The organism is Globicatella sulfidifaciens DSM 15739 (genome assembly GCF_900167405.1).
In the GTDB taxonomy this organism is placed as follows: Bacteria; Bacillota; Bacilli; order Lactobacillales; family Aerococcaceae; genus Globicatella; species Globicatella sulfidifaciens.
This window is the reverse complement of the sequence record NZ_FUWO01000004.1, coordinates 62927-87516: the sequence shown is the minus strand read 5'-3', so window position 1 is coordinate 87516 and position 24590 is coordinate 62927. Positions and strand designations below refer to the sequence as shown.

At 36.3% G+C, this 24590-nt stretch carries 39 protein-coding genes; all 39 read right to left on the bottom strand.

The window, feature by feature from the left end:
* Positions 1–154: 154 nt before the first annotated feature.
* Positions 155–535, bottom strand: coding sequence for a 50S ribosomal protein L17 (gene rplQ / locus B5D12_RS03385; RefSeq protein ID WP_078755482.1), 381 nt, complete (start codon positions 533–535; stop codon positions 155–157).
* A 31-nt stretch (positions 536–566) separates the two neighbouring features.
* Complete coding sequence (locus B5D12_RS03380) at positions 567–1511, bottom strand: DNA-directed RNA polymerase subunit alpha (protein ID WP_066124350.1); 945 nt, start codon at positions 1509–1511, stop codon at positions 567–569.
* A gap of 80 nt (positions 1512–1591) precedes the next feature.
* Entirely contained in the window at positions 1592–1984 is a 393-nt protein-coding gene (rpsK, locus tag B5D12_RS03375; protein WP_066124351.1) for a 30S ribosomal protein S11, read from the bottom strand.
* Positions 1985–2015: 31 nt separating this feature from the next.
* On the bottom strand, positions 2016–2381 hold the full coding sequence (gene rpsM / locus B5D12_RS03370) for a 30S ribosomal protein S13 (protein ID WP_066124353.1): 366 nt from the start codon (positions 2379–2381) through the stop codon (positions 2016–2018).
* 21 nt (positions 2382–2402) lie between these two features.
* On the bottom strand, positions 2403–2516 hold the full coding sequence (gene rpmJ, locus B5D12_RS03365) for a 50S ribosomal protein L36 (RefSeq protein ID WP_022155406.1): 114 nt from the start codon (positions 2514–2516) through the stop codon (positions 2403–2405).
* A 33-nt stretch (positions 2517–2549) separates the two neighbouring features.
* Positions 2550–2768, bottom strand: a complete 219-nt coding sequence (gene infA, locus B5D12_RS03360) for a translation initiation factor IF-1 (protein WP_023391463.1) — start codon at positions 2766–2768, stop codon at positions 2550–2552.
* A gap of 55 nt (positions 2769–2823) precedes the next feature.
* Positions 2824–3474: an adenylate kinase gene (locus tag B5D12_RS03355; protein ID WP_071407922.1), complete on the bottom strand. Its 651-nt coding sequence runs from the start codon at positions 3472–3474 to the stop codon at positions 2824–2826.
* Positions 3475–3493: 19 nt separating this feature from the next.
* Positions 3494–4786, bottom strand: coding sequence for a preprotein translocase subunit SecY (gene secY / locus B5D12_RS03350; RefSeq protein WP_078755481.1), 1293 nt, complete (start codon positions 4784–4786; stop codon positions 3494–3496).
* A 1-nt stretch (position 4787) separates the two neighbouring features.
* Positions 4788–5228, bottom strand: coding sequence for a 50S ribosomal protein L15 (gene rplO, locus B5D12_RS03345; RefSeq protein WP_078755480.1), 441 nt, complete (start codon positions 5226–5228; stop codon positions 4788–4790).
* Positions 5229–5260: 32 nt separating this feature from the next.
* Complete coding sequence (rpmD, locus tag B5D12_RS03340) at positions 5261–5440, bottom strand: 50S ribosomal protein L30 (RefSeq protein WP_066124361.1); 180 nt, start codon at positions 5438–5440, stop codon at positions 5261–5263.
* Positions 5441–5452: 12 nt separating this feature from the next.
* Positions 5453–5956: a 30S ribosomal protein S5 gene (gene rpsE / locus B5D12_RS03335; RefSeq protein ID WP_066124363.1), complete on the bottom strand. Its 504-nt coding sequence runs from the start codon at positions 5954–5956 to the stop codon at positions 5453–5455.
* A gap of 21 nt (positions 5957–5977) precedes the next feature.
* Entirely contained in the window at positions 5978–6331 is a 354-nt protein-coding gene (gene rplR, locus B5D12_RS03330) for a 50S ribosomal protein L18 (protein WP_078755479.1), read from the bottom strand.
* A 53-nt stretch (positions 6332–6384) separates the two neighbouring features.
* Positions 6385–6921, bottom strand: coding sequence for a 50S ribosomal protein L6 (rplF, locus tag B5D12_RS03325; RefSeq protein WP_078755478.1), 537 nt, complete (start codon positions 6919–6921; stop codon positions 6385–6387).
* A 41-nt stretch (positions 6922–6962) separates the two neighbouring features.
* Entirely contained in the window at positions 6963–7361 is a 399-nt protein-coding gene (gene rpsH, locus B5D12_RS03320) for a 30S ribosomal protein S8 (protein WP_078755477.1), read from the bottom strand.
* A gap of 33 nt (positions 7362–7394) precedes the next feature.
* Positions 7395–7580 (bottom strand): type Z 30S ribosomal protein S14, encoded by a 186-nt coding sequence (locus tag B5D12_RS03315; RefSeq protein WP_066124372.1) that lies wholly within the window; start codon positions 7578–7580, stop codon positions 7395–7397.
* An 18-nt stretch (positions 7581–7598) separates the two neighbouring features.
* Positions 7599–8141 carry a 50S ribosomal protein L5 gene (rplE, locus tag B5D12_RS03310; protein ID WP_066124374.1) on the bottom strand — a complete coding sequence of 181 codons (543 nt, stop codon included), beginning with the start codon at positions 8139–8141 and terminating at the stop codon, positions 7599–7601.
* A 25-nt stretch (positions 8142–8166) separates the two neighbouring features.
* A complete protein-coding gene (gene rplX, locus B5D12_RS03305) occupies positions 8167–8469 on the bottom strand; it encodes a 50S ribosomal protein L24 (protein WP_066124377.1) in 303 nt (100 codons plus the stop codon).
* Positions 8470–8495: 26 nt separating this feature from the next.
* On the bottom strand, positions 8496–8864 hold the full coding sequence (gene rplN, locus B5D12_RS03300; protein WP_066124379.1) for a 50S ribosomal protein L14: 369 nt from the start codon (positions 8862–8864) through the stop codon (positions 8496–8498).
* Positions 8865–8896: 32 nt separating this feature from the next.
* Positions 8897–9163 carry a 30S ribosomal protein S17 gene (rpsQ, locus tag B5D12_RS03295; RefSeq protein ID WP_078755476.1) on the bottom strand — a complete coding sequence of 89 codons (267 nt, stop codon included), beginning with the start codon at positions 9161–9163 and terminating at the stop codon, positions 8897–8899.
* A gap of 27 nt (positions 9164–9190) precedes the next feature.
* Positions 9191–9385 carry a 50S ribosomal protein L29 gene (gene rpmC, locus B5D12_RS03290; protein ID WP_066124384.1) on the bottom strand — a complete coding sequence of 65 codons (195 nt, stop codon included), beginning with the start codon at positions 9383–9385 and terminating at the stop codon, positions 9191–9193.
* Positions 9375–9809, bottom strand: coding sequence for a 50S ribosomal protein L16 (rplP, locus tag B5D12_RS03285; RefSeq protein ID WP_066124386.1), 435 nt, complete (start codon positions 9807–9809; stop codon positions 9375–9377). Before rplP ends, rpmC begins: the two co-directional genes overlap by 11 nt.
* A 3-nt stretch (positions 9810–9812) precedes the next feature.
* The gene (gene rpsC / locus B5D12_RS03280) at positions 9813–10466 is read right to left on the bottom strand and encodes a 30S ribosomal protein S3 (RefSeq protein ID WP_078755475.1); all 654 of its coding nucleotides are present in this window, start codon (positions 10464–10466) and stop codon (positions 9813–9815) included.
* 3 nt (positions 10467–10469) lie between these two features.
* Positions 10470–10826 (bottom strand): 50S ribosomal protein L22, encoded by a 357-nt coding sequence (gene rplV, locus B5D12_RS03275; protein ID WP_066124391.1) that lies wholly within the window; start codon positions 10824–10826, stop codon positions 10470–10472.
* 16 nt (positions 10827–10842) lie between these two features.
* Positions 10843–11124, bottom strand: coding sequence for a 30S ribosomal protein S19 (rpsS, locus tag B5D12_RS03270; RefSeq protein WP_066124393.1), 282 nt, complete (start codon positions 11122–11124; stop codon positions 10843–10845).
* Between the two features lie 42 nt (positions 11125–11166).
* Positions 11167–11997: a 50S ribosomal protein L2 gene (rplB, locus tag B5D12_RS03265; protein WP_066124395.1), complete on the bottom strand. Its 831-nt coding sequence runs from the start codon at positions 11995–11997 to the stop codon at positions 11167–11169.
* 36 nt (positions 11998–12033) lie between these two features.
* Positions 12034–12330, bottom strand: coding sequence for a 50S ribosomal protein L23 (locus B5D12_RS03260; RefSeq protein ID WP_071407915.1), 297 nt, complete (start codon positions 12328–12330; stop codon positions 12034–12036).
* Entirely contained in the window at positions 12330–12953 is a 624-nt protein-coding gene (gene rplD / locus B5D12_RS03255; RefSeq protein WP_066124398.1) for a 50S ribosomal protein L4, read from the bottom strand. Before rplD ends, B5D12_RS03260 begins: the two co-directional genes overlap by 1 nt.
* 26 nt (positions 12954–12979) lie before the next feature.
* Entirely contained in the window at positions 12980–13615 is a 636-nt protein-coding gene (gene rplC / locus B5D12_RS03250) for a 50S ribosomal protein L3 (protein WP_066124400.1), read from the bottom strand.
* Positions 13616–13641: 26 nt separating this feature from the next.
* Entirely contained in the window at positions 13642–13950 is a 309-nt protein-coding gene (gene rpsJ / locus B5D12_RS03245; RefSeq protein ID WP_066124402.1) for a 30S ribosomal protein S10, read from the bottom strand.
* 291 nt (positions 13951–14241) lie between these two features.
* Positions 14242–15468 carry a mechanosensitive ion channel gene (locus B5D12_RS03240; protein ID WP_078755474.1) on the bottom strand — a complete coding sequence of 409 codons (1227 nt, stop codon included), beginning with the start codon at positions 15466–15468 and terminating at the stop codon, positions 14242–14244.
* A gap of 302 nt (positions 15469–15770) precedes the next feature.
* The gene (tuf, locus tag B5D12_RS03235) at positions 15771–16958 is read right to left on the bottom strand and encodes an elongation factor Tu (protein ID WP_078755473.1); all 1188 of its coding nucleotides are present in this window, start codon (positions 16956–16958) and stop codon (positions 15771–15773) included.
* 128 nt (positions 16959–17086) lie between these two features.
* On the bottom strand, positions 17087–19177 hold the full coding sequence (gene fusA, locus B5D12_RS03230) for an elongation factor G (protein ID WP_078755472.1): 2091 nt from the start codon (positions 19175–19177) through the stop codon (positions 17087–17089).
* 101 nt (positions 19178–19278) lie between these two features.
* Complete coding sequence (gene rpsG, locus B5D12_RS03225) at positions 19279–19749, bottom strand: 30S ribosomal protein S7 (protein WP_066124410.1); 471 nt, start codon at positions 19747–19749, stop codon at positions 19279–19281.
* Between the two features lie 52 nt (positions 19750–19801).
* The gene (gene rpsL / locus B5D12_RS03220) at positions 19802–20218 is read right to left on the bottom strand and encodes a 30S ribosomal protein S12 (protein WP_078755471.1); all 417 of its coding nucleotides are present in this window, start codon (positions 20216–20218) and stop codon (positions 19802–19804) included.
* Positions 20219–20443: 225 nt separating this feature from the next.
* On the bottom strand, positions 20444–21091 hold the full coding sequence (locus tag B5D12_RS03215; protein ID WP_078755470.1) for a CBS domain-containing protein: 648 nt from the start codon (positions 21089–21091) through the stop codon (positions 20444–20446).
* Between the two features lie 7 nt (positions 21092–21098).
* Positions 21099–21803, bottom strand: a complete 705-nt coding sequence (locus B5D12_RS03210) for an ABC transporter ATP-binding protein (RefSeq protein WP_078755469.1) — start codon at positions 21801–21803, stop codon at positions 21099–21101.
* Positions 21803–22579: an ABC transporter ATP-binding protein gene (locus B5D12_RS03205; RefSeq protein WP_078755468.1), complete on the bottom strand. Its 777-nt coding sequence runs from the start codon at positions 22577–22579 to the stop codon at positions 21803–21805. Before B5D12_RS03205 ends, B5D12_RS03210 begins: the two co-directional genes overlap by 1 nt.
* Positions 22576–23544 (bottom strand): branched-chain amino acid ABC transporter permease, encoded by a 969-nt coding sequence (locus B5D12_RS03200; protein WP_078755467.1) that lies wholly within the window; start codon positions 23542–23544, stop codon positions 22576–22578. The genes B5D12_RS03205 and B5D12_RS03200 overlap by 4 nt, the downstream gene beginning before the upstream one ends.
* Before the next feature lie 9 nt (positions 23545–23553).
* The gene (locus B5D12_RS03195; protein WP_078755549.1) at positions 23554–24432 is read right to left on the bottom strand and encodes a branched-chain amino acid ABC transporter permease; all 879 of its coding nucleotides are present in this window, start codon (positions 24430–24432) and stop codon (positions 23554–23556) included.
* Positions 24433–24590: the final 158 nt, after the last annotated feature.

The following is a 24590-nucleotide window of genomic DNA, read 5'->3' as shown; positions in this document are numbered from 1 at the left end:
AAAAAAAGCTTTTACGATGAATAGCACCCGGCTAGGAAAACTTATCCTAGCCATAAATAATACATTTGTATTATGTGCTATAGAGCTAGACCAATGAATGATTCATCAATCATAACGCTCCCCATCATAAAAGTTATCTACATAAAGCTTGTTATTAAACTAACTCTAAAATAACAACTGGTGCGCCATCTCCACGACGAGGTCCTTTTTTAAGGATGCGTGTGTAACCACCATTACGATCTTCATAGCGAGTAGCATATGTGTCGAATAAACGTTGTAATACGCGTTCAACCACTACTTCATCATCTTCAATACGTGCGTCTGCAATTTCATTACGTAAGAAAGCAGCTGCTTGACGACGAGATGCTAAATCACCACGTTTAGCTAAAGTAATCATTTTATCAACAAATTTACGAACTTCTTTAGCACGAGCTTCAGTTGTTTCGATACGTTCGTTAATTAAAACATCAGTAGTTAAATCACGTAATAAAGCTTTACGTTGAGCACTTTTACGTCCTAATTTACGGTATGCCATACTTGGTTTCCTCCTTTACATTATCAACATTCTAGTCATCTTGACGTAGACTTAAATCTAAATTCTCAAGTTTTTGTTTTACTTCTTCTAATGATTTACGTCCTAAATTACGAACTTTAATCATTTCAGCTTCTGTCTTGTTAGTTAACTCTTGAATCGTATTAATTCCTGCACGTTTTAAGCAATTGTATGAACGAACAGATAAATCTAATTCTTCAATCGTCATGACTAACATTTTTTCTTTCTCAGCTTCTTCTTTTTCAACCATGATTTCAGTTTGGCGTGCTTCATCATTTAAGTTAACAAAGATATTTAAATGCTCAGTTAAAATTTTCGCAGCAAGACTTAATGATTTTTCAGGACTAATTGAACCATCGGTCCAAATATCCATCGTTAATTTATCATAGATATTTTTTTGTCCAATACGAGTATTTTCAACTTGATAATTCACTTTTTGAATTGGTGTGTAAATTGAATCAATTGGCAATACTCCAATTGGCATATCTTCACGTTTATTATGTTCTCCACGAACATATCCACGTCCAGTCGATACATTGATTTGCATGTTTAATTCGGCACCTTCAGCTAAAGTACAAATATATAAATCTGGGTTTAAAATTTGCACTTCATTATCATGGATAATATCAGCAGCTGTAACAGTTTTAGGGCCCACAACATTCAATTCAACAATTTTTGGTTCGTCTGAATGTAGTTTTAATGCTAACTGTTTTAAGTGAAGAATCATCGTTGGGACGTCTTCTACAACGCCATTAACGGTAGCAAACTCATGTAATACTCCATCAATTTGGATGCTTGTAACAGCAGCTCCTGGTAACGAAGATAACAAAATACGACGTAATGAGTTCCCAAGGGTAGTTCCATATCCACGTTCTAGTGGCTCAATCACGATCTTACCAAATTTGGAATCGTCACTGACTTCAATCGTTCTAATTTCTGGCTTTTCAATCTCGATCATTGGTTAATATATCCCCTTTCAAAACGTTCAAATTGTAATGATAAATCGTAGCATTACATGTAGCTTAATGAGCTAACTCATTATACACGGCGGCGTTTTGGAGGACGGCAACCGTTATGAGGAATTGGTGTTACATCACGAATAGCAGTAACATCTAATCCAGTAGCTTGTAATGAACGAATCGCTGATTCACGACCAGCACCTGGGCCCTTAACAGTTACTTCAACTGTCTTCATACCATGTTCCATAGCACCTTTAGCTGCTACTTCTGATGCCATTTGAGCTGCGAATGGAGTAGATTTTCTTGAACCACGGAATCCTAATGATCCAGCTGAAGACCAAGAAATTGCATTACCATTAACGTCAGTAATCATTACAATAGTGTTGTTAAATGTTGAACGGATGTGTGCTACACCTTTTTCAATATTTTTTCTCACACGACGACGGCGACGAACTTGTTGTTTCTTTGCCATGAACTATTTACCTCCTTCTTACTAAATTTTATTAGTTACTTTTTCCTGTGACCATTTTCTTAGGTCCTTTACGAGTACGTGCATTATTTTTGGTATTTTGTCCACGAACTGGTAAATTACGACGATGACGGAAACCACGGTATGAACCAATCTCTTGTAAACGTTTGATGTTTAAAGAAACTTCACGACGTAAATCTCCTTCGACTTTAATGCCATCAACAATAGCACGGATACGATCTAATTCATCGTTTGTTAAATCTTTAACACGAGTATCAACTGAAACATTCGCTTCAGCTAAAATTTTCTCTGCAGTATTTTTTCCAATACCATAAATATAAGTTAAAGAAATAACTACACGTTTTTCACGCGGAATATCTACTCCTGCAATACGAGCCATATTTAAGTATACCTCCTTTTCTTAACCTTGACGTTGTTTGTGTTTTGGATTTTCGCAAATTACCATAACTTTTCCATTACGTTTGATAACTTTACATTTTTCACAAATTGGTTTTACTGATGCTCTTACTTTCATATTAATTTCCCTCCTTAAATTTTAACCTAATGGTTATTTAAAGCGGTATGTAATTCGACCACGTGTCAAATCATATGGAGAAAGTTCAATCGTAACTTTATCCCCCGGTAAGATTCGGATGTAGTTCATACGAATTTTACCTGAAACGTGGGCTAGAATTTCATGCCCATTCTCTAATTCAACCTTAAACATTGCATTCGGTAAAGTTTCAATGACTGTACCTTCAACTTCAATTACATCATCTTTAGCCATTCATACTTCCTCCTCTTACCTTTAATTGATACTGATAATCATTATAACAAACTCTCTATTTTTCTAAAATAGCACGAACTTCACGATAAACATCTTCAATAGCTTGAGCACCGTTAATGGTATATAAAATTCCACGTTGGTTATAATAATCAAGTATTGGTCGAATTGATTCCATTTGGAGATTTATACGATGAGCAACCTTTTCAGGTTTGTCATCTTCTCTTTGATAGAAATCTGTTGAACCACATTGATCACAGATACCTGCTTCTTTAGGCGGATTATATAGCTTATGATATGTAGCACCGCATTTACGGCAAATGATTCTACCACTCAAACGATCTTTTAATACTTCTTGATCCACATCGATATAGATGACTGCATCGATTTGAGTATTTAATTCTTCTAAGTTAGTATCTAAAGCTTCTGCTTGAGCACTTGTTCTTGGATAACCATCTAACATGAAACCATTTTCGGTTACATCAGATTGAGCTAATCTTTCGCGAACAATAGCATTTGTAATATCATCTGGAACTAAATTTCCATGATCTGTATATGATTTTGCTTTTAAACCCAATGGGGTTTCATTTTTAATTGCTTCACGGAATATATCTCCTGTTGCAATATGAATCATATCATAGTCACGAGAAATATATTCACTTTGAGTTCCTTTACCAGCACCTGGTAAGCCCATTAATAAAATATTCATTGATTTTATGCACCCTTTTTTATAATTGTAAAAATCCAGTGTAACGACGTTTAGCCATTCGACCTTCAATTTGTTTTGCTGTTTCGATTGCAACACCCACTACGATAAGTAAACTTGTTCCACTTAAGGCAATATTACTTGGAATGTTCCATAAAAATCCACCGACAATTGGTAAGACAGCAATTAATGTTAAGTATAATGATCCTAAACCACTCAATCTATTGATTGTTCTTGTAAGGTAATTTTCAGTATCATGTCCTGGACGAATACTTGGAATATACCCACCTGATTTTTGTAAGTTTTCAGCTACTTTTTCTGGATTAACTTGAACTAATGAATAGAAATAAGAAAATACAATTAATAAGAACGTATAGAAGATTGCTCCATATACATGTTGTAAGTTAAATAAATTATAGACAACTTCTTTCCATCCACCATCATTGGCAAAATTTAGATAATTCATAATTGTTGCCGGAGTGGTCAGAACAGATGATGCAAAGATTACTGGAATTACCCCAGCAGAATTAATTTTTAATGGTAAGTGTGCTGTTTGTTTAGCTCCTGAAGCTTTCTTTGAGTAGTGAATTGGAATACGTAATTGAGCACGTTCCATTATAACTACAATTACAATTAAAATGATCAAGACTAAGATTAACAATCCTAATAACATTAAGTTACGGTTTAATTCTTTTCCTGCCCCTTTTAAATAAGTTTGGAAATAAGTGATAAACTGTTGTGGAACCTCTGCGACGATACCGGCAAAAATAATCATTGAGACCCCATTACCAATACCATTGCGCGTTATTTGCTCTCCTAACCACACTAAAAACATTGTTCCAGCTGTTAAGACTAAAGCGATTGTCAAATATGTAGTCATTGTGGCATTTTTTATTAGGCCTAAGCCCGATAATTGGTTAAATCCAGCGGATAAACCAAAGGCTTGAATAAAGCCAAGAACAATTCCTGTGTAGGTTGTTACTTGATTCAATTTACGACGACCAACTTCACCTTGTTTTGCCCATTCAGTAAATTTCGGGACAATATCCATTTGCAATAATTGAATAATAATTGACGCAGTGATATAAGGAGAGACACCTAAAGCGAAAATTGAATAACGTTTAAGCGCTCCTCCACCAAAAGTATTAAGTAAACCTAATACTCCGTTTGACGCTATTTGTTGAATGGCCGAAGCATCCACACCAGGAACTGGAATATGAGAACCTAATCTGAATACTGCAAAAATGAAAAGCGTGAAAAGAATTCTACTACGGATTTCTTTGCTCGCAAATGCATTTTTTAAGTTTGTAAACATATTAGATCACCTCGATAGATCCACCAGCTGCAGTGATTGCTTGTTCTGCACTTTTGGAGAATTTAGCTGCATGAACAGTTAATTTTCTTTCCAGTTGTCCTTCACCTAAAATTTTAACACCTGATAATTCATTCTTAATGATTCCTGATTCAATTAATAATGCTGGTGTTACTGTTGTGCCATCTTCAAAGCGGTTTAACGTTTCAACGTTAACAATCGCATATTCTTTACGATTAATGTTTGTGAATCCACGTTTTGGTAAACGACGGAATAATGGTTGTTGTCCACCTTCGAATCCTAAACGTACCCCACCACCTGAACGTTGTTTTTGTCCTTTTTGACCACGTCCAGCTGTTTTACCGTTACCAGAACCTTGTCCACGACCAACACGATTACGTTCTTTACGTGATCCAGCTACAGGTTTTAATGTATGTAGTTGCATTCTTGGGCACCTCCTTATTTTAAATTATATAATTAAGCTTCTTTAACTTCTACTAAATGACTAATTGTACTAATCATTCCACGAACTGCCTCATTATCAGGTTTAACAACTGTTTTATAAGTTTTAGTTAATCCTAATGCTTTCGCAGTAGCGATATGATTTTTAGGACGTCCAATTAGGCTACGTTTTAATGTAATTTCAATATTCGCCATTAAATTGTCCTCCTAACCTAAAATTTCTTCAACAGATTTCCCACGTAATGCGGCAACTTCTTCTGCAACTTTTAATTGTTTTAATCCTTCAATAGTTGCAGAAATCATGTTAATAGGTGTATTAGAACCCAATGATTTAGATGTTACATCGGCAACCCCTGCTAATTCAATTACGGCACGTACTGGTCCACCAGCAGCAACCCCAGAACCGGCAGTAGCAGGTTTTAATAACACTTTACCACCACAGAATTCACCAATAACTTCGTGAGGAATTGTAGTTCCAACAGTCGGAACTTCGATTAAATTCTTTTTAGCATCTTCGACAGCTTTACGGATAGCTTCTGGAACTTCTTGAGCTTTACCAGTACCAAATCCTACATGTCCGTTACGGTCACCAACAACTACTAATGCAGAGAAACGTAAACGACGTCCACCTTTTACTACTTTAGTAACACGGTTAATCGTAACTAAACGTTCTTCTAAATTTTCTAAGTTAGCTGGATTAATAAATACCATGAATCGACATCCTCCTTCTTTCTAAAATTCTAAGCCGTTTTCACGTGCAGCTTCAGCTAAAGCTTTAACGCGACCATGGTAAATATATCCTCCACGATCAAATACGACAGCTTTAAGTCCTTTTTCTGCTCCGCGTTCAGCTATTAATTTCCCAACTGCAGTAGCTTGTTCTACTTTAGTTCCTGAAATTGATTCTTCATTACTAGAGGCACTTGCTAGCGTCACACCCGCTACGTCATCAATTAATTGAGCGTAGATGTGTGTATTCGAACGGAATACATTCAAGCGTGGGCACTCAGCAGTACCAGAGATACGGTTTCTTACACGAGCGTGGCGTTTTTTACGCAACTTATTTTTATCTGGTTTAGTAATCACAATTTTCACCTCTTATTAAAATATATGTATAAATGATATGTAAGACAGGCCTATTATTTACCTGTTTTACCTTCTTTACGACGTACAAACTCGTCAACATAACGGATACCTTTACCTTTATATGGTTCAGGTGGACGTACGCCACGAATGTTAGCAGCTAATTCGCCAACTTTCTCTTTATTAAATCCTTGTACAATAATAGTAGTATTGCTTGGCACTTCGAATTCAACACCTTCAGATTCTTCGAACTCAACTGGATGTGATAAACCTACGTTTAAAGATAATTTCTTACCAGATTTTTGAGCACGGTACCCAACACCAATTAATTGTAATTCTTTTTTGAATCCTTCAGAAACACCAACGATCATATTGTTTACGATAGAACGTGTTGTTCCGTGTAATGAACGATTAGTTTTTGAATCATCTGGACGAGTGAAAACTACTTCATTTTCTTTAACTTCTACTTGGATATTTGGTACTAAATCGCGAGTTAATTCGCCTTTAGGACCTTTTACAGTCACTGTATGACCTTTTACTTCTACGGTTACGCCTGCTGGAATTGTTACTGGTTTATTACCGATACGACTCACAGGGCTGCACCTCCTTTTATTTTATAATTAATTATTTAAAATTACCAAACATACGCTAATACTTCGCCACCGATACCTTCTTTACGAGCTTGTTTATCTGTTACAAGACCGTTTGAAGTCGATACGATAGCAATACCTAAACCATTCAATACTTTAGGTAAATCTTCATTTTTAGCATATACACGTAAACCTGGTTTAGAAATACGTTTAATACCTGTAATAACTTTTTCATTATTACGACCGTATTTTAATTGGATTTTCAATTCGTTTTGTTTGCCATCTTCGATTACTTCGAATCCTTTGATAAAACCTTCATTTTTTAAGATTTCAGCAATGGCAACTTTCATGTTTGAAGATGGAGCAGAAACAGTTTTATGACCCACACGATTCGCATTACGAATACGGGTTAAAAAATCTGCAATTGGATCTGTCATAACCATAATTTGTTTACCTCCTTTATTAACTTTTAAAAATTACCAGCTAGCTTTTTTAACGCCAGGAATTTGACCTTTATAAGCAAGTTCACGGAAGCAAATACGGCAAAGTTTGAATTTACGGTAAACTGAGTGTGGACGTCCACAACGTTCGCAACGTGTATACTCTTGCACTTTAAACTTAGGTGTACGTTTATTCTTTTGAACCATTGATGTTTTAGCCAATTAAATTCGCCTCCTTAATTATTTTTTAAATGGCATGCCTAATTCTTTTAATAAGGCATGACTTTCTTCGTCTGTTTGTGCGGTAGTTACAATAACAATATCCATACCACGCACTTTATCTACATTATCATAATTAACTTCTGGGAAAATTAATTGTTCTTTAACACCTAAAGTATAGTTTCCACGACCATCAAATGCTTTATTTGAGATACCTTGGAAGTCACGTACTCGAGGTAAAGAAACTGTGATTAATTTATCTAAGAAGTCATACATTCTCTCGCCACGTAAAGTAACTTTTGCACCAATCGGCATACCTTCACGTAAACGGAAACCAGCGATAGATTTTTTCGCTTTTGTAACAATTGGTTTTTGACCTGTTAATAAGGTTAATTCGTCAACAGCTTTTTCTAAGTTTTTAGCATTAGAAACAGCGTCACCAACACCCATGTTAACAACGATTTTTTCAACTTTTGGAACTTGCATTACTGATGTATAACCAAATTGTTCAACTAATTTTGGTGTTACTTCTTCAGTAAATTTAGTTTTTAAACGATTTACCATAAATTATTTTTCCTCCCTTCTTAGATTAGTTAATTGTTTCGTTTGATTTTTTAGAATAACGAACTTTTTTACCATCTTCGAAGCGGTATCCAACACGAGTAGCCTCTCCTTTAGAGTCTACTAATTTAACATTAGATACGTGAATTGGTGCTGGGAATTCTTCGATTCCGCCTGTACCAGTCTGTGATGGTTTAACATGTTTTTTAGCAAGATTTAAGCCTTCAACTACAACTTGATCTTTCTTTGGTAAAGTTTTTAATACTGTACCTTGTTTACCTTTATCTTTACCAGTTATAATTTGAACTTTATCGCCTGTTTTGATACGCATAATTTGGTTTCCTCCTTCGTTTAGTATTACAGAACTTCTGGAGCTAGTGAAACAATCTTCATGTAGTTGTTATCACGTAATTCACGTGCAACTGGACCAAAGATACGAGTACCACGAGGGCTCTTATCATCACGAATAATTACACAAGCATTTTCGTCAAACTTGATATAAGAACCATCTTTACGACGTGCTCCTGATTTAGAACGAACGATTACAGCTTTAACAATGTCACCTTTCTTAACAACTCCACCGGGTGTTGCATGTTTTACCGACGCAACAATTACGTCACCGATATTAGCTGTTTTACGACCAGATCCACCTAAAACTTTTATTGTTAAAACTTCACGTGCACCTGAGTTGTCGGCAACTTTTAATCGACTTTCTGTTTGAATCATTTTCGATTTCCTCCTTCCAGATTAACTGTATATTAGATGATTACTGCTTCTTCAACAATCTCTAATAAACGGAAGCGTTTCGTAGCAGATAATGGACGAGTTTCCATGATACGTACGATGTCGCCTTCTTTTGCACTGTTTAATTCATCATGTGCTTTATATTTTTTAGAGTATTTTACACGTTTACCATATTTAGGGTGTACTTTACGAGTATCTACTTGAACTGTAATGGTTTTATCCATTTTGTCAGATACGACACGACCTTGGTATACTTTACGTTGATTGCGTGTTTCAGTCATTGTTTATGTGCCTCCTTTTGCCTGTGGTTATTTAGACAACTCTTGCTCACGCAAGACTGTTTTGATACGAGCAATAGATTTACGTACTTGACGTAAACGGGCAGTGTTTTCTAATTGTCCTGTAGCTAATTGGAATCGAAGGTTGAATAATTCTTTTTTGAATTCTTGTTCTTTCGCTACCATTTCAGCAGTGGATAATTCTCTAATTTCTTTAATTTGCATTCGATTCACCACCATATTCTTCACGTTTTACGAATTTTGTTTTGACAGGTAATTTGTGAGACGCTAAACGGAATGCTTCACGTGCAACTTCTTCACTTACCCCAGCAATTTCAAATAAGATTTTGCCACGTTTAACTGGTGCAACCCATCCTTCAGGTGCCCCTTTACCAGAACCCATACGAACTCCGATAGGTTTAGATGTATAAGATTTGTGAGGGAAGATTTTGATCCATACTTTCCCACCACGTTTCATAAATCTTGTCATCGCGATACGTGCTGCTTCAATTTGACGGTTGGTAATCCATGAAGATTCTGTTGCACGTAATCCATATTGACCAAAGTCTACATTTTTTCCACCTTTTGCTTCTCCGCGCATTTTCCCACGGAACTCACGACGGTGTTTTACACGTTTTGGTACTAACATTGATTAGTTCCCTCCTTTCTCAGTATTGCGTTGTGGTAAGATTTCACCACGGCAAATCCATACTTTAACTCCTAATTTTCCATATGTTGTATCTGCTTCTTCCCAAGCATAGTCGATATCTGAACGTAATGTATGTAAAGGAACAGTTCCTTCAGAATACATTTCTGTACGGGCCATATCTGCTCCGTTTAAACGTCCTGAAACCATTGTTTTAACTCCTTGTGCTCCAGCTTTCATAACACGTTGGATTGCTTGTTTTTGTGCACGACGAAATGCAACACGGTTTTCTAATTGTTTTGCGATATCTTCTGCAACTAATTTTGCATCTAACTCAGGTTTTTTAATTTCAACAATGTTAATGTGAACTTTTTTGCCTGTTAATTTATTTAATTCAGCACGAATTGCATCGACTTCTGAACCACCTTTACCGATAACCATACCTGGTTTAGCAGTATGAATTGAAACAACTACACGATTAGATGCGCGTTCAATTTGGATAGTTGATACAGAGGCCTCTGATAATTTGCTTAATAAGAATTCGCGGATGCGTAAATCTTCGTGTAAGAAGTCTGCATATTGCTTATCTGCATACCATTTAGCATCCCAATCACGGATTACGCCTACACGCATACCAATTGGATGTACTTTTTGACCCATTAATTAAGCCTCCTCTTTTTCTGATACCACGATTGTAATGTGGCTTGTACGTTTGTTAATTGGTGAAGCTGATCCTTTTGCACGTGGACGGAAACGTTTCATAGTTGGTCCTTCGTTAACATAAGCTTCACTTACATATAAGTTTTCTAAATCTAAATCATAATTATGTTCAGCGTTCGCGATTGCAGATTTTAAAACTTTTTCAACTACTGGAGATGCTGATTTTGGCGTATATTTTAAAATAGCCATTGCTTCTCCAATTTTTTTACCTCTGATAAGATCGACTACTAAACGAACTTTACGAGGCGCAATACGAACTGTTTTTGCGATTGCTTTTGCAGATGTAATTTGTTCTGACATCTTAGTTCCTCCTTAATTAACGTTTCTTAGTCTTTTTGTCATCGGCAGCATGACCTCTATATGTACGAGTTGGTACGAATTCGCCTAATTTATGACCAACCATATCTTCTTGTACATACACTGGTACATGTTTGCGTCCATCGTATACTGCAATAGTTAACCCAATAAAATTAGGGAAGATTGTAGAACGACGAGACCATGTCTTAATTACTTGTTTTTTACTGCTTTCGTTTTGCTCTTCAACTTTTTTCATTAAATGGGCATCAACGAAAGGTCCTTTTTTCAAACTACGACTCACAGTGTGTAGCCTCCCTTCGATTTTTTCGAAACTGTCTATTTATTATTTTTTACGACCACGAATGATTAACTTGCTAGATTTTTTCTTAGCATCACGAGTTTTCATACCAAGAGCTTTTTTACCCCAAGGAGTTAATGGCGCTGGACGACCGATTGGCGCACGACCTTCACCACCACCGTGTGGGTGATCATTAGGGTTCATTACAGATCCACGTACTTCTGGACGTTTAGATAACCAACGAGAACGACCTGCCTTACCAATGTTAATTAATTCGTGTTGTTCATTTCCTACTGTACCTACTGTTGCACGACAAGTAGATAAAATCATACGTACTTCACCTGAATTTAATCGAACTAAAGTATATTTACCTTCATGTCCTAATACTTGTGCGCTTGTACCAGCTGAACGAATTAATTGTCCACCTTTACCAGGTTTTAATTCGATGTTATGAACAACTGTACCTACTGGAATGTTTGCTAATGTTAAAGCGTTACCGATTACGATATCTGCATCGTCTCCAGATTGGATTTTTTGTCCTACTTTAAGACCTTTTGGAGCAAGGATATAAGTCTTCACTCCATCTTCATAATGGATTAAAGCGATGTTTGCTGAACGGTTTGGATCGTATTCGATTGTTGCAACTGTACCAACAACACCGTCTTTATTACGCTTGAAGTCAATAACACGGTATGCACGTTTGTTACCGCCACCGTGGTGACGAACAGTGATTTTACCTTGACTGTTACGACCAGCTTTTTGTTTTTGACTAGTTAATAAAGATTTCTCAGGTTTTGAAGTTGTGATTTCTGAGAAATCGTAGCCTGTCATATTACGACGACCATTAGAGGTTGGTTTGTAATGTTTAATAGCCACTTAAATGCCCTCCTATTTTACTATATTTACTAATTATTATTCAGCTTCTGAGCCAAATAATTCGATTGTTTTTGAATCAGGTGTTAATGTTACGATAGCTTTTTTATACTTACGGGTGAAGCCTTGGTAGCGGCCCATACGTTTTAATTTACCATCAACATTAACAGTGTTTACTTTAGCAACTTTAACTCCTTCGAACATTGCTTCAACCGCTTGTTTAATATAAGGTTTGTCTGCACGGCGATCAACTTCGAAAGTATATTTATTTTCATCCATTAAGCGCATTGATTGCTCAGTAATAACCGGACGTAAAATCACTTCTGATAATTGCATTATGCTAAAGCCTCCTCTACTGTAGAAAGTGCAGCTTGTGTAAGAATTACTGTATCGTAATTCATGACATCTAATACGTTAACGTTATTGTCGTCAATGACTTTAACAGTATTGATGTTACGAGCTGAATAAAACGCATTAGTGTTTTCTCCTTCTAAAACTAATAAAGTTTTAGAGTCAACATTAATGTTATTTAAGAATTGTTTGAACTCTTTTGTTTTTGGTGCGTCAAATTGTAATGAATCAACTACAATTAATTTGCCGTCTAATACTTTTTGTGATAACACAGATTGTAAAGCTAAACGACGGACTTTTCTTGGTAATTTATAACTATATGAACGAGGTGTTGGACCAAATACAGTTCCTCCACCAACCCATTGTGGTGAGCGAATAGAACCTTGGCGCGCACGACCAGTCCCTTTTTGTCTCCATGGTTTACGTCCTCCACCACGCACTGCACTTCTATTTTTCACAGCGTGTGTTCCTTGACGTAACGATGCACGTTGCATAATAACCGCATCGAACATAACTCCTTCGTTTGGTTCGATACCGAAGACAGCTTCGTTTAATTCGATTTCTCCCGCTGTAGAACCATCTTGTTTAAATAATGTAACTTTTGGCATTTTATCTCGTTCCTCCTTCCTCGATATTATTTAACTGATTTAATAGCTTGTTTAACTTCTACTAAAGATTTTTTAGCTCCTGGAACATTACCTTTAATTAAGATAACATTGTTTTCAACGTCAACTGAAACAATTTCTAAGTTTTGAATTGTTACACGATCGCCACCAGTTTGTCCAGGTAATTTTTTACCTTTGAATACTTTAGAAGCATCTGACGCCATACCCATTGATCCAGGACGACGGTGGAAACGAGAACCATGTGCCATTGGTCCACGACTTTGGCCGTGACGTTTAATTACACCTTGGAAACCTTTCCCTTTAGATGTTCCTGTTACATCGACGATGTCACCCACCGCGAATGTTTCTACTGTGATTTCTTGCCCTACTTCATATTCTCCAAGCTCAACATCACGAAATTCGCGAATGAAGCGCTTAGGAGTAGCATTTGCTTTTGCTACATGACCTTTAGCAGGTTTGTTTGTTAATACTTCACGTAAATCGCCATATCCTAATTGGACAGCTTCGTATCCGTCAGTTTCAACTGTTTTTACTTGTAAAACTACGTTTGGAGCAGCTTCAACAACAGTTACTGGAATTAATTCACCATTTTCAGTGAAGAATTGAGTCATTCCTACTTTTGTTCCTAAGATTCCTTTGGTCATGAGTACACCTCCGTTTTATTTTATTTTTATAATTTAATTTCTACGTCCACACCACTTGGTAAGTCTAATTTCATTAAAGCATCTACTGTTTTAGCAGTTGGCTCAATAATGTCGATTAAACGTTTGTGTGTACGCATTTCAAATTGCTCACGAGAATCTTTGTATTTATGTGTCGCACGAATAACAGTATATAAAGAACGTTCAGTTGGTAATGGAATTGGTCCAGCTGTTTTCGCTCCTGTTCTTTGTGCTGATTCTACGATTTTGTTTGCTGATACGTCTAAAGCTCTATGTTCATAAGCTTTTAAACGAATACGGATTTTTTGTTTTGCCATTTTGTTTCCTCCTTCGTCAAATTTAATTAATATGACTTGCTCCACAAGAATTTCTGACTAACTAAGCCGTGGCAACTCACCCTAGTGTGTCACAACCTCTCGCTTCATTGCCGTCTCCCCTCTTAAAGAGGGGGGCCTGTTTTAGAGCATAATAATCCCTATAAATAGGCACAGCTATTATTATACGGAAAACAATGTATAATAGCAAGGCTTTTTTTAAACTTTTTTGTGATTTCGTTTTCAATTTTAATCAAATAAAATAAGCCTTTTACAAGGCTTATTTTATTTGATTTATTCACTTTTTTCATTTACATCCGCTTCATTATTTAAAGCCCGATCTGCTTTTTCAAGTTGTTTGGCCGCAAAGTCTCTACCACCCAATCCAAACGCTAAAGCAAAAGCAACCGCAAATGCACCGAGCAACATGGTAAAACTAGTATTGACAATCGTCTGTGCAAATTTTAATTGATCCAAGGTCATGAAAACAGCAAAGATAATAACACCGTATCGAATGAATTCTCCAAACAGTTTACTGCCCGATACTTTCGCTAAAAATGTAGCTAATACATTCCCTCCAATGATCCCAACTGCTAAGATAATAACTGAGCTCACCACAGCAGGTAGGTAGGCAATAATCGAATTACCAATTGAGTTTAATACATCTAATTGTAGAACCGAAATGGCTTCAACCAGGAAAAATATCATCAACACCGCTTGAATAATTTGAGCCGATACATTTGAAATCAAAATACTCGTTTCGCCTTTAAAGTTTAAATATTGAGAATATTTATCAATACCTGAAGTTTTCAACATACTCTCAATTAAGTCAGCGACCAATTTAGCAATAAAATTACCAATGATTACAAGAACTACCGCAGCCAATACATTCGGTATGACACTCACAATTTGATTCAGAACAGATACAATGGGATCTGAGATGGTCGATACGCCTAATATTTGTAGAGCTACCGTGATGATAGGGATGTAAATTAAAACATATATAATAGAAGATAAAACATCAGCTAACCGAGTTTCCGTTACAAATTCTGCTGTTTCCTGCTGTCCGATTAACTTTCTATACCAACGATCAACGTCAATTCCTTCAAATAAATTGCGACTTAATTTTTTGATAAATTTACACAAATAGGATCCGATGATAATAATCATCACGGATACTAGTAAATTAGGGATAAAATCCCAAAATTTATTTAACATTATAATAACAGGGTCCGCTACACCAGATAAATTCAAGCCAGTAAATATGAAAGGTGTAAATAATAGAATGGTCACAAAATATACCAGAGAACCTATTGTTTCAATAAAGATGCTCGATTCCTCGTCATTCTTCGCCATTCCCCATTTTTGCAATTTGCTATCAAACTCTACTTTATCCAATCCTTTTGTAGTTAATTTTTTTGCTAAAAAAGCCATAAGTAAGGCTATGACTAACAGTAGGGCAGCGCCCAAAAGACCTGGTAATGCAGAATATATCTTATTAAATAGTTCATTTATTTTCATATAGGTGCTCCTTTCTAACTTCAACAATTATATCAATACTAACAATAAAATACTAGTCGTCTCATGTTTGAATTATAAATATTCAATCATGATGCAAAAAAATTATTTATTCGAATTTTGTTTATGTCTATACATTTTGGTGTGGGTGAACAGAGTCATTTCTGTTCATCCACACCATTTGAAAAAGAGCTTTTGTTTTTTGTATCGATAGAGAAAGCGCCTCCTCATTACAGAGAGATTCAATTTTAAACGTAAAAAAAGGTGATTGACCTAAATCAATCACCTATATAATTTAATTAAAATTATTGAACAACTTTAGTAACAGTACCAGCACCAACAGTACGTCCACCTTCACGGATAGAGAAACGAGTTCCATCTTCAATCGCGATTGGGTGAATTAATTCAACTGTCATTGATACGTTATCTCCAGGCATTACCATTTCTGTACCTTCTGGTAATTCTACAACACCTGTAACGTCAGTTGTACGGAAGTAGAATTGAGGACGGTAGTTAGCGAAGAATGGAGTATGACGTCCACCTTCTTCTTTTGATAATACGTAAACTTCAGCCTCGAATTTAGTATGAGGTGTAATTGTTCCTGGTTTTGCTAATACTTGACCACGTTGGATTTGTTCACGTGTAACACCACGTAATAACGCACCAATGTTATCTCCAGCTTCAGCGTAATCTAATAATTTACGGAACATTTCAACACCAGTTACAGTTGTTTTGCTAATTTCTTCAGCAATACCAACGATTTCAACTTCGTCACCAACTTTAACTTGTCCACGTTCAACACGTCCAGTAGCAACTGTACCACGACCTGTGATTGAGAACACGTCTTCAACTGGCATCATGAATGGTTTTTCAGTATCACGAACTGGTTCTGGAATGTAAGTATCTACAGCTTCCATTAATTCTAATACTTTAGCTTCATATTGTTCTTCGCCTTCTAAAGCTTTTAAAGCTGAACCAGCGATTACTGGAACGTCGTCTCCAGGGAATTCGTATTCAGATAATAAATCACGAACTTCCATTTCAACTAATTCTAATAATTCTTCATCGTCAACCATGTCAACTTTGTTTAAGAAGACAACCATGTAAGGAACACCTACTTGACGTGATAATAAGATATGTTCACGCGTTTGAGGCATTGGACCATCAGCTGCAGAAACTACTAAGATTGCACCGTCCATTTGAGCAGCACCAGTGATCATGTTTTTAACGTAGTCCGCGTGTCCTGGACAGTCAACGTGAGCGTAGTGACGGTTAGCTGTTTCATACTCGATATGAGAAGTATTGATTGTGATTCCACGTTCTTTTTCTTCTGGAGCGTTATCGATTTGGTCGTAAGCTTGTGCAGATCCGAAACCTTGTTTTGATAATACTGTTGCGATAGCTGCTGATAATGTTGTTTTACCGTGGTCAACGTGTCCTAATGTACCAACGTTAACGTGTGGTTTTGAGCGGTCAAATTTTTCTTTTGCCATTTTAGTTAATTCCTCCTAAGAATGAGTTCTATTTTTATAGATGATTAATCTATCATAATTATTATACCTAGAAAGGACCATAATTTCAATAATACAGTTCTTCTAGATTTTAGTGTGCTAATTCAGGCTTATTCAGCTGATTTAGTACCGTATTTTGCAATGATTTCCTCAGCAATTGATTTAGGAACATCTTCATAGTGATCAAATGTCATTGAGAATGTACCACGTCCTTGAGTTGCTGAACGTAATGTAGTTGCATATCCAAACATTTCTGCTAAAGGAATCATTCCTTTAACGACTTGTGCATTACCACGAATTTCTGAACCTTCAACACGTCCACGACGAGCGTTGATGTGACCCATTACATCACCGAAGTATTCTTCAGGAACCGTAATTTCTACGGCCATCATTGGTTCTAAAATAGATGGATTAGCTTTTTTCGCAGCTGCTTTCAATGCCATTGAAGCTGCTACTTTAAAGGCTGTTTCTGATGAATCGACATCGTGGTATGATCCATCATACAATTTAGCTTTAATGTCAACTAATGGGAAACCAGCTAACACACCGTTTTCCATTGCATCTTTCAAGCCGGCTTCGACTGCAGGGATATATTCACGAGGAACAACCCCACCAACAATCGCGTTTTCGAATTCGAATCCTTTACCTTCTTCATTTGGTGTAAATTCAATCCATACGTGACCGTATTGACCTTTACCACCTGATTGACGAACAAATTTACCTTCTGCTTGAGTAGTACCACGGAATGTTTCACGATATGAAACTTGCGGAGCACCTACAGTTGCTTCAACTTTAAATTCACGTTTCAAACGGTCAACGATAATATCTAAGTGTAACTCACCCATACCAGCGATGATTGTTTGTCCAGTTTCATGGTTAGTTGATGCACGGAATGTTGGATCTTCTTCAGATAGTTTTTGTAATGCAATCCCCATTTTATCTTGATCTGCTTTTGAGTTTGGTTCAATTGCAACTTCAATAACTGGTTCTGGGAATTCCATTGATTCTAAGATAACTTCTTCTTTTTCATCACATAAAGTGTCACCAGTACCTGTATCTTTTAATCCTACTGCTGCAGCAATGTCTCCAGAGAATACTTCTGCAATCTCTTGACGAGAGTTAGCATGCATTTGTAAGATACGTCCTACACGTTCACGTTTCCCTTTAGTAGAGTTCTTAACGTATGAACCTGCTTCTAAAGTTCCTGAGTAAACACGGAAGAATGTTAAACGACCAACGAATGGGTCTGTCATAACTTTAAATGCTAGTGCTGAGAAAGGTTCTGAGTCATCTGCATGACGTTCTACTTCTTCACCTGTATCAGGTAAAGTTCCTTTAATGGAAGGAATATCGATTGGTGCAGGTAAATAATCAATTACACCATCAAGTAATAATTGAACTCCTTTGTTTTTGAAAGCTGAACCACAGAATACTGGATAAAATTCTGCTGCTACAGTTGCTTTACGAATAGCTGCTTTTAATGTTGGTACGTCAATTTCTTCACCTTCAAGGTAAGCCATCATTAAATCTTCATCTGTTTCAGCAACAGCTTCAACTAATTTACCACGCCATTCTTCTGCTAATTCTTGGTATTCTTCAGGTATATCAATTTCTTCGATATCAGTACCTAAATCGTTATTATATAAGTAAGCTCTCATATTTAATAAATCAATGATACCTCTGAAGTTATCTTCAGCACCAATAGGTAATTGAACAGGGTGAGCATTCGCTTGTAATCGGTTATGGATTGTTCCTACTGAATATAAGAAGTCAGCACCGGTTTTATCCATTTTATTAACGAATACAATACGAGGAACATTATACGCACTTGCTTGACGCCAAACTGTTTCAGTTTGAGGTTCTACACCTGATTGTCCGTCTAATAATGCGACCGCACCGTCCAATACACGTAATGAACGTTCTACTTCGACAGTAAAGTCCACGTGTCCTGGAGTATCGATAATGTTTACACGATGGTTGTCCCATTGAGCTGTTGTTGCAGCTGAAGTAATGGTAATACCACGTTCCTGTTCTTGTTCCATCCAGTCCATTTGAGCTCCACCCTCATGAGTTTCACCAATTTTATGGATACGACCAGTATAGTACAAGATACGTTCTGTCGTTGTTGTCTTACCAGCATCGATGTGAGCCATGATACCGATATTACGTGTTTTTTCAAGAGAAAACTCTCGTTTTGCCATCTGAAATATACCCCTCTTTCATTTTCTGAGTAGATGTCAACAAATGACTGCATTTTACCATTAAATAAAATGCTGTCATTAAAAATTCTAACATAAAAATCTTACCAGCGGTAGTGTGCAAATGCTTTATTTGCTTCTGCCATTTTATGTGTGTCTTCACGTTTACGAACTGAAGCACCTGTATTGTTGGCAGCATCCATGATTTCACGAGCTAAACGAGTTTCCATTGTTTTTTCACCACGTAGACGTGAGTAGTTCACTAACCAACGGATAGCTAAAGTATAGCGACGTTCTGGACGAACTTCTACTGGCACTTGGAAGTTGGCACCACCGACACGACGAGCTTTAACTTCTAATAATGGCATAATGTTTTCAATTGCTTGATCAAAAACTTCTAATGGATCTTGGCCTGTTTGTTCACGGATAATATCGAAAGCTGAATATAAGATTGTTGCAGCTTTACCACGTTTTCCATCAACCATTAAACGGTTAATTGTACGGGTAACTAATTTTGAATTATAAATTGGATCTGCTAAAACTTCACGTTTAGCGATTGCTCCTTTACGAGGCATTCAAAATCCTCCTTTCTGAAATTGTATTTATTTAAGTCTCTATTTTAATTGATTATTTAGATTTAGGTTTTTTAGTACCGTATTTTGAACGGCTTTGAGCACGGTTATTAACCCCTGCTGTATCTAAAGCACCACGAACGATGTGGTAACGTACCCCTGGTAAGTCTTTAACACGACCGCCACGGATTAAAACCACACTGTGTTCTTGTAAGTTATGGCCAATCCCTGGGATATAAGCTGTAACTTCCATTAAGTTTGATAAACGAACACGGGCATATTTACGTAATGCTGAGTTAGGTTTTTTAGGTGTCATAGTACCCACACGTGTACAAACACCACGTTTTTGAGGTGAGAATGTATCTATTTGGGTTTTTTTGAAACTGTTGTAACCTTTATTTAAAGCCGGAGAATTTGATTTAGTTGATTTTGACTTACGTGGTTTATTAACTAATTGATTAATTGTTGGCATTTAAAGGTCCTCCTCTCTTAAAATCTTAGTCCACACATCCAAGTGTGTCATTTTTGAATAAAAAATTTACAGCAACCTTTGTTGCCTCCTAGTGATAGGGTTTTTAAGCAGTCAGCACGACTGGTATTCAGGAATCTGTCATTAAAAACACCTACATAAACTTATCATAAATTATAGGCGCCGTCAACTAAAAAAACAGAAAAATGAGCAAAAATGCTCATTTTTCTATTCCATTTCTTTAACTTGGACTGAATTGACGATTAAATTTCGATTTTTTAGTTTTTCAACTAAATCACTAGGATTATCACTATCAATGTGAATAACGACTCGAATCCCATCCTCTGTATGATACACCACTAAGTTTGTCAGGTTAGAATCTGATTCTAATAATGCATCACCTATCTCCTCAATAACCCCTCGACGATCTTGTTGCACTTCCACTACGACACTAGAACCTGGAATATTATAGCCTGAGATATCAGCAAAGGCTCTAAAAATATCTTTATCCGTGATGATTCCTTTTATCTGGTTGTTTTCACTTACCACTAATACCCCAATATTTGAATTGCGCATAATGACAGCTGCTTCTTCAAGCAGATGATCAGGTGATATTTGGATAACCTGTTTTTCCATAATATCTTTCACTTTTGTTTTATCCAATAGATAATTGAGTTCAAACTTACTTAAACTTGTCGCACCTGATGGTGAATTTTCAGCAATAATACTGCGGGTAATGAGTCCGACTAAACGCTCATTTTCTACTACAGGCAAACGATTAATATTATGTTGCTTCATTAAATCATTTGCATCTATCATGGATGCTTCCGGTCCAATCACAATCAAATTGGTGGTCATATAATTTTTTACATACATCGTTAACTTAACCTCCTAAATAAGCTTTTTGAACTTCATCACTTGCTAATAACTCTTGACCTGCTCCACTTGAAACAATTTTGCCTGTTTCTAAAACATAACCTCGGTCGGCAATGGACAGAGCCATTTTGGCATTTTGTTCGATTAATAAAATGGTCGTGCCTTTTTTATTAATTTCCGTTATTATATTGAATATTTCTCGGATAAAAATCGGAGCTAGACCCATTGATGGTTCATCTAATAATAGTAATTTTGGTTTTGACATCAACGCTCTTCCCATGGCTAACATTTGTTGTTCACCACCTGATAAGGTCGCCGCATCTTGATTAATTCTCTCTTTAAGAACTGGGAATCGCTCAAAAACCTCTTCTACTTCCTGCGCTAAGTTTTCTTTATCCTTTCTTAGAAAAGCGCCCATTTCTAAATTTTCCTTAACAGTCATTCCTTTAAATACACGACGCCCTTCTGGCACATGTATTAGGCCATTTTTTACAATATTTTGTGGACTCATTTTAAGCAAGTCACTATTGTTAAACACCATTGAGCCCGAAGTAGGTTTTACCAATCCAGAGATTGTTCTCAATATAGTTGACTTTCCAGCACCATTTGCTCCGATTAAGGTGACGATTTCGCCTTCTTTAACTTCAAACGAAACTTGTGTTACTGCTTTGATCACACCATAATTGACAACTAAATCATTTACAACAAGCATTATTCGTCACCTCCTAAGTAAGCTCTGATAACATCAGGATTTTGTTTAATTTCCTCAGGAGTACCATGAGCGATTAAACGTCCATACTCCAATACATATATTCTTTGACAGATTTTCATCACTAATGACATATCATGTTCAATTAAAACAATCGTCAAATCAAACTGCTTTCTAATTTGTGCAATTAACTCGGTCAATTCTGCGGTTTCATTAGGATTCATTCCAGCCGCTGGTTCATCTAAAAATAAAATTTTAGGTTTAGTCGCCAACGCTCGAACAATTTCTAATCGGCGCTGTTGTCCATAAGCGAGATTTTTTGCTTTTTCATTTGCTAACTGATCTAAATTGAAAATCTTCAATAGTTCCATTGCTTCGGCTCTTAAGTTTTCTTCTGTTTGGTAGTATTGATTGGTTCTAAAGATCGTTGAAAATAGCGAATTGCCTTGTTCACGATTCATGGCGACCATGACATTTTCAATTACAGGTTGATCTTTGAACAAACGAATATTTTGAAATGTTCTAGCTAAACCATAACTGCTTATTTTATCCGGTTTTAGTCCATTTAATATTTTCTCCCCTTGGTGGGTATGCATTTTCACTTCGCCTTCGCTTGGCACATAAACGCCAGTTAACAAATTAAAAAACGTCGTTTTACCTGCCCCATTAGGTCCAATAAGTCCCACTAATTCATTTTTTTCTAAATGCATCGATACATTGGAGACTGCTGCTAAACCACCAAAATTTTTAGTCAACTGATTTACTTCTAATAAACTCATTTAGCTACCTCCTTACGACGATTAAACAAATTAGCAACTATTTGACCGATTCTTAATTCTGAAGTTCCTAACAAACCACCAGGTCTAAAAATCATGATTAAAATAACCGCAAATCCATAAATGATCATTCTTAATTGGCCAAAATCTTGTAAAAATACATTTAATACTCCTAAAATAATGGCGGCTACAAAGGTACCGGTAAAACTACCTATTCCACCAAACACCACAATAATTAAAATATCAATTGATTTAGCAAAAGTATAATCACTCGGCGTCACAATACCAATATAATTCGCTTGTAATGCCCCTGCGATACTGGCGGTGATTGCCCCAATGACAAATGCTAGCACTTTATATTTTGTAACATCAACCCCCATTGCTTCAGCGGCAATTTCATCTTGTTGTATAGCCATTGTCGCACGCCCAGCACTACTATAGACATAATTAAGAATAAATATGGTCGTTATAACTAAAAAGAAATAAACTAATTGCCATGTTGTAACGAGAGGGATTCCACTAATTCCTGCTGGCCCATTGGTTAAATCTCTCATATTGTTAATAACTACCCGAACAATTTCTGCAACACCTAAAGTCGCAATAGCTAAATAATCACCTTTTAATCTTAATGTCGGAATACCTACTATTAAAGCTAGTAAAATAGATAAAACAACACCAATCCCCATTCCTACAAACATGCCGATTAAACTATTTTCGAATGATTTACTAATGATGGCACTGGAGTAGCCCCCGATTGCGATAAAAGCAGCATGTCCTAAAGAAAATTGTCCTGCAATTCCTAAGACTAAATTTAGTCCGACAGCATAAATAATATTCAACATAATAGTAACCAGGGTAATTTGATAAAAACGATTAATAATGCCTCTATTGACTAAAAATGACAATAATACAAATCCTAAAATTGCGGTCAGTAACCATATGATATTTTTTAAATGTAATCTTTGCATCTTGACCACCTAAACTTTCTCTCTCACATTTTTAACGAATAATCCAGAAGGTAATACTAATAATATAACAATTAATAATCCATAAACAGCCGCATCACGATAAGTTGACCATCCTAAGAAAGTTACAATCGTTTCTAGTAAGCCAATCAAATAACCACCAACCATCGCACCGGGAATACTACCGATTCCACCTACCACCGCTGCCACGAAAGCTTTCAATCCATACGTAATCCCCATCGTCGGGATAATTGAGTTATAATAAACACCAACTAATACACCCGCAATTCCTGCTAAACCAGATCCGAGAGCAAACGTAAAAGAAATCACCCGATCGACATTGATGCCCATTAATTGAGCCGCTTCTGCATCAACCGCTACTGCACGCATTGCTTTTCCCATCTTGGTATATTTCACAATGATTTGTAATAAAACCATAAAAATAACAGTTGTGATAAAAACAAGTATTTGTTTAGAATTAATTACCAATCCGAACACTCTATAAATTTGGTTCGTAACGGTACTTGGAAAGGCCTTAACTTCAGGTCCCACGAAATAAATCATTGAATTTTGCAGTAAATATGATACACCAATTGCAGTAATGAGGGCTGCCACACGTGTTGAATTTCTCAGCGGTTTATACGCAATCCGTTCAATCACCACTCCTAAAATGGCACAAAAGAACATTGCGACAATCATCGCTAAATAAACATTCATTTGTAAAACACTGACCAAATAATATCCAAAGAAAGCTCCCACCATATAGATGTCGCCGTGAGCGAAGTTTATTAATTTAATGGTTCCATAAACCATGGTATAACCTAAGGCGACCAACGCGTAAATACTCCCCAGGGCAATTCCGTTTATGAGTTGTTGCATAAATAATTGCATAATCATTAACCCCTTCTTACTATAATTTAATTTGTAGTTGGAGTATACCTTAAAACGGCAATTAATTCAATCGAATTATGAGAAACTTTATCATTTTTAATGAATAAATCCTTTTCATGTCATTAATTCCTGACTAGACTTCCTTTGTTAAATTTATT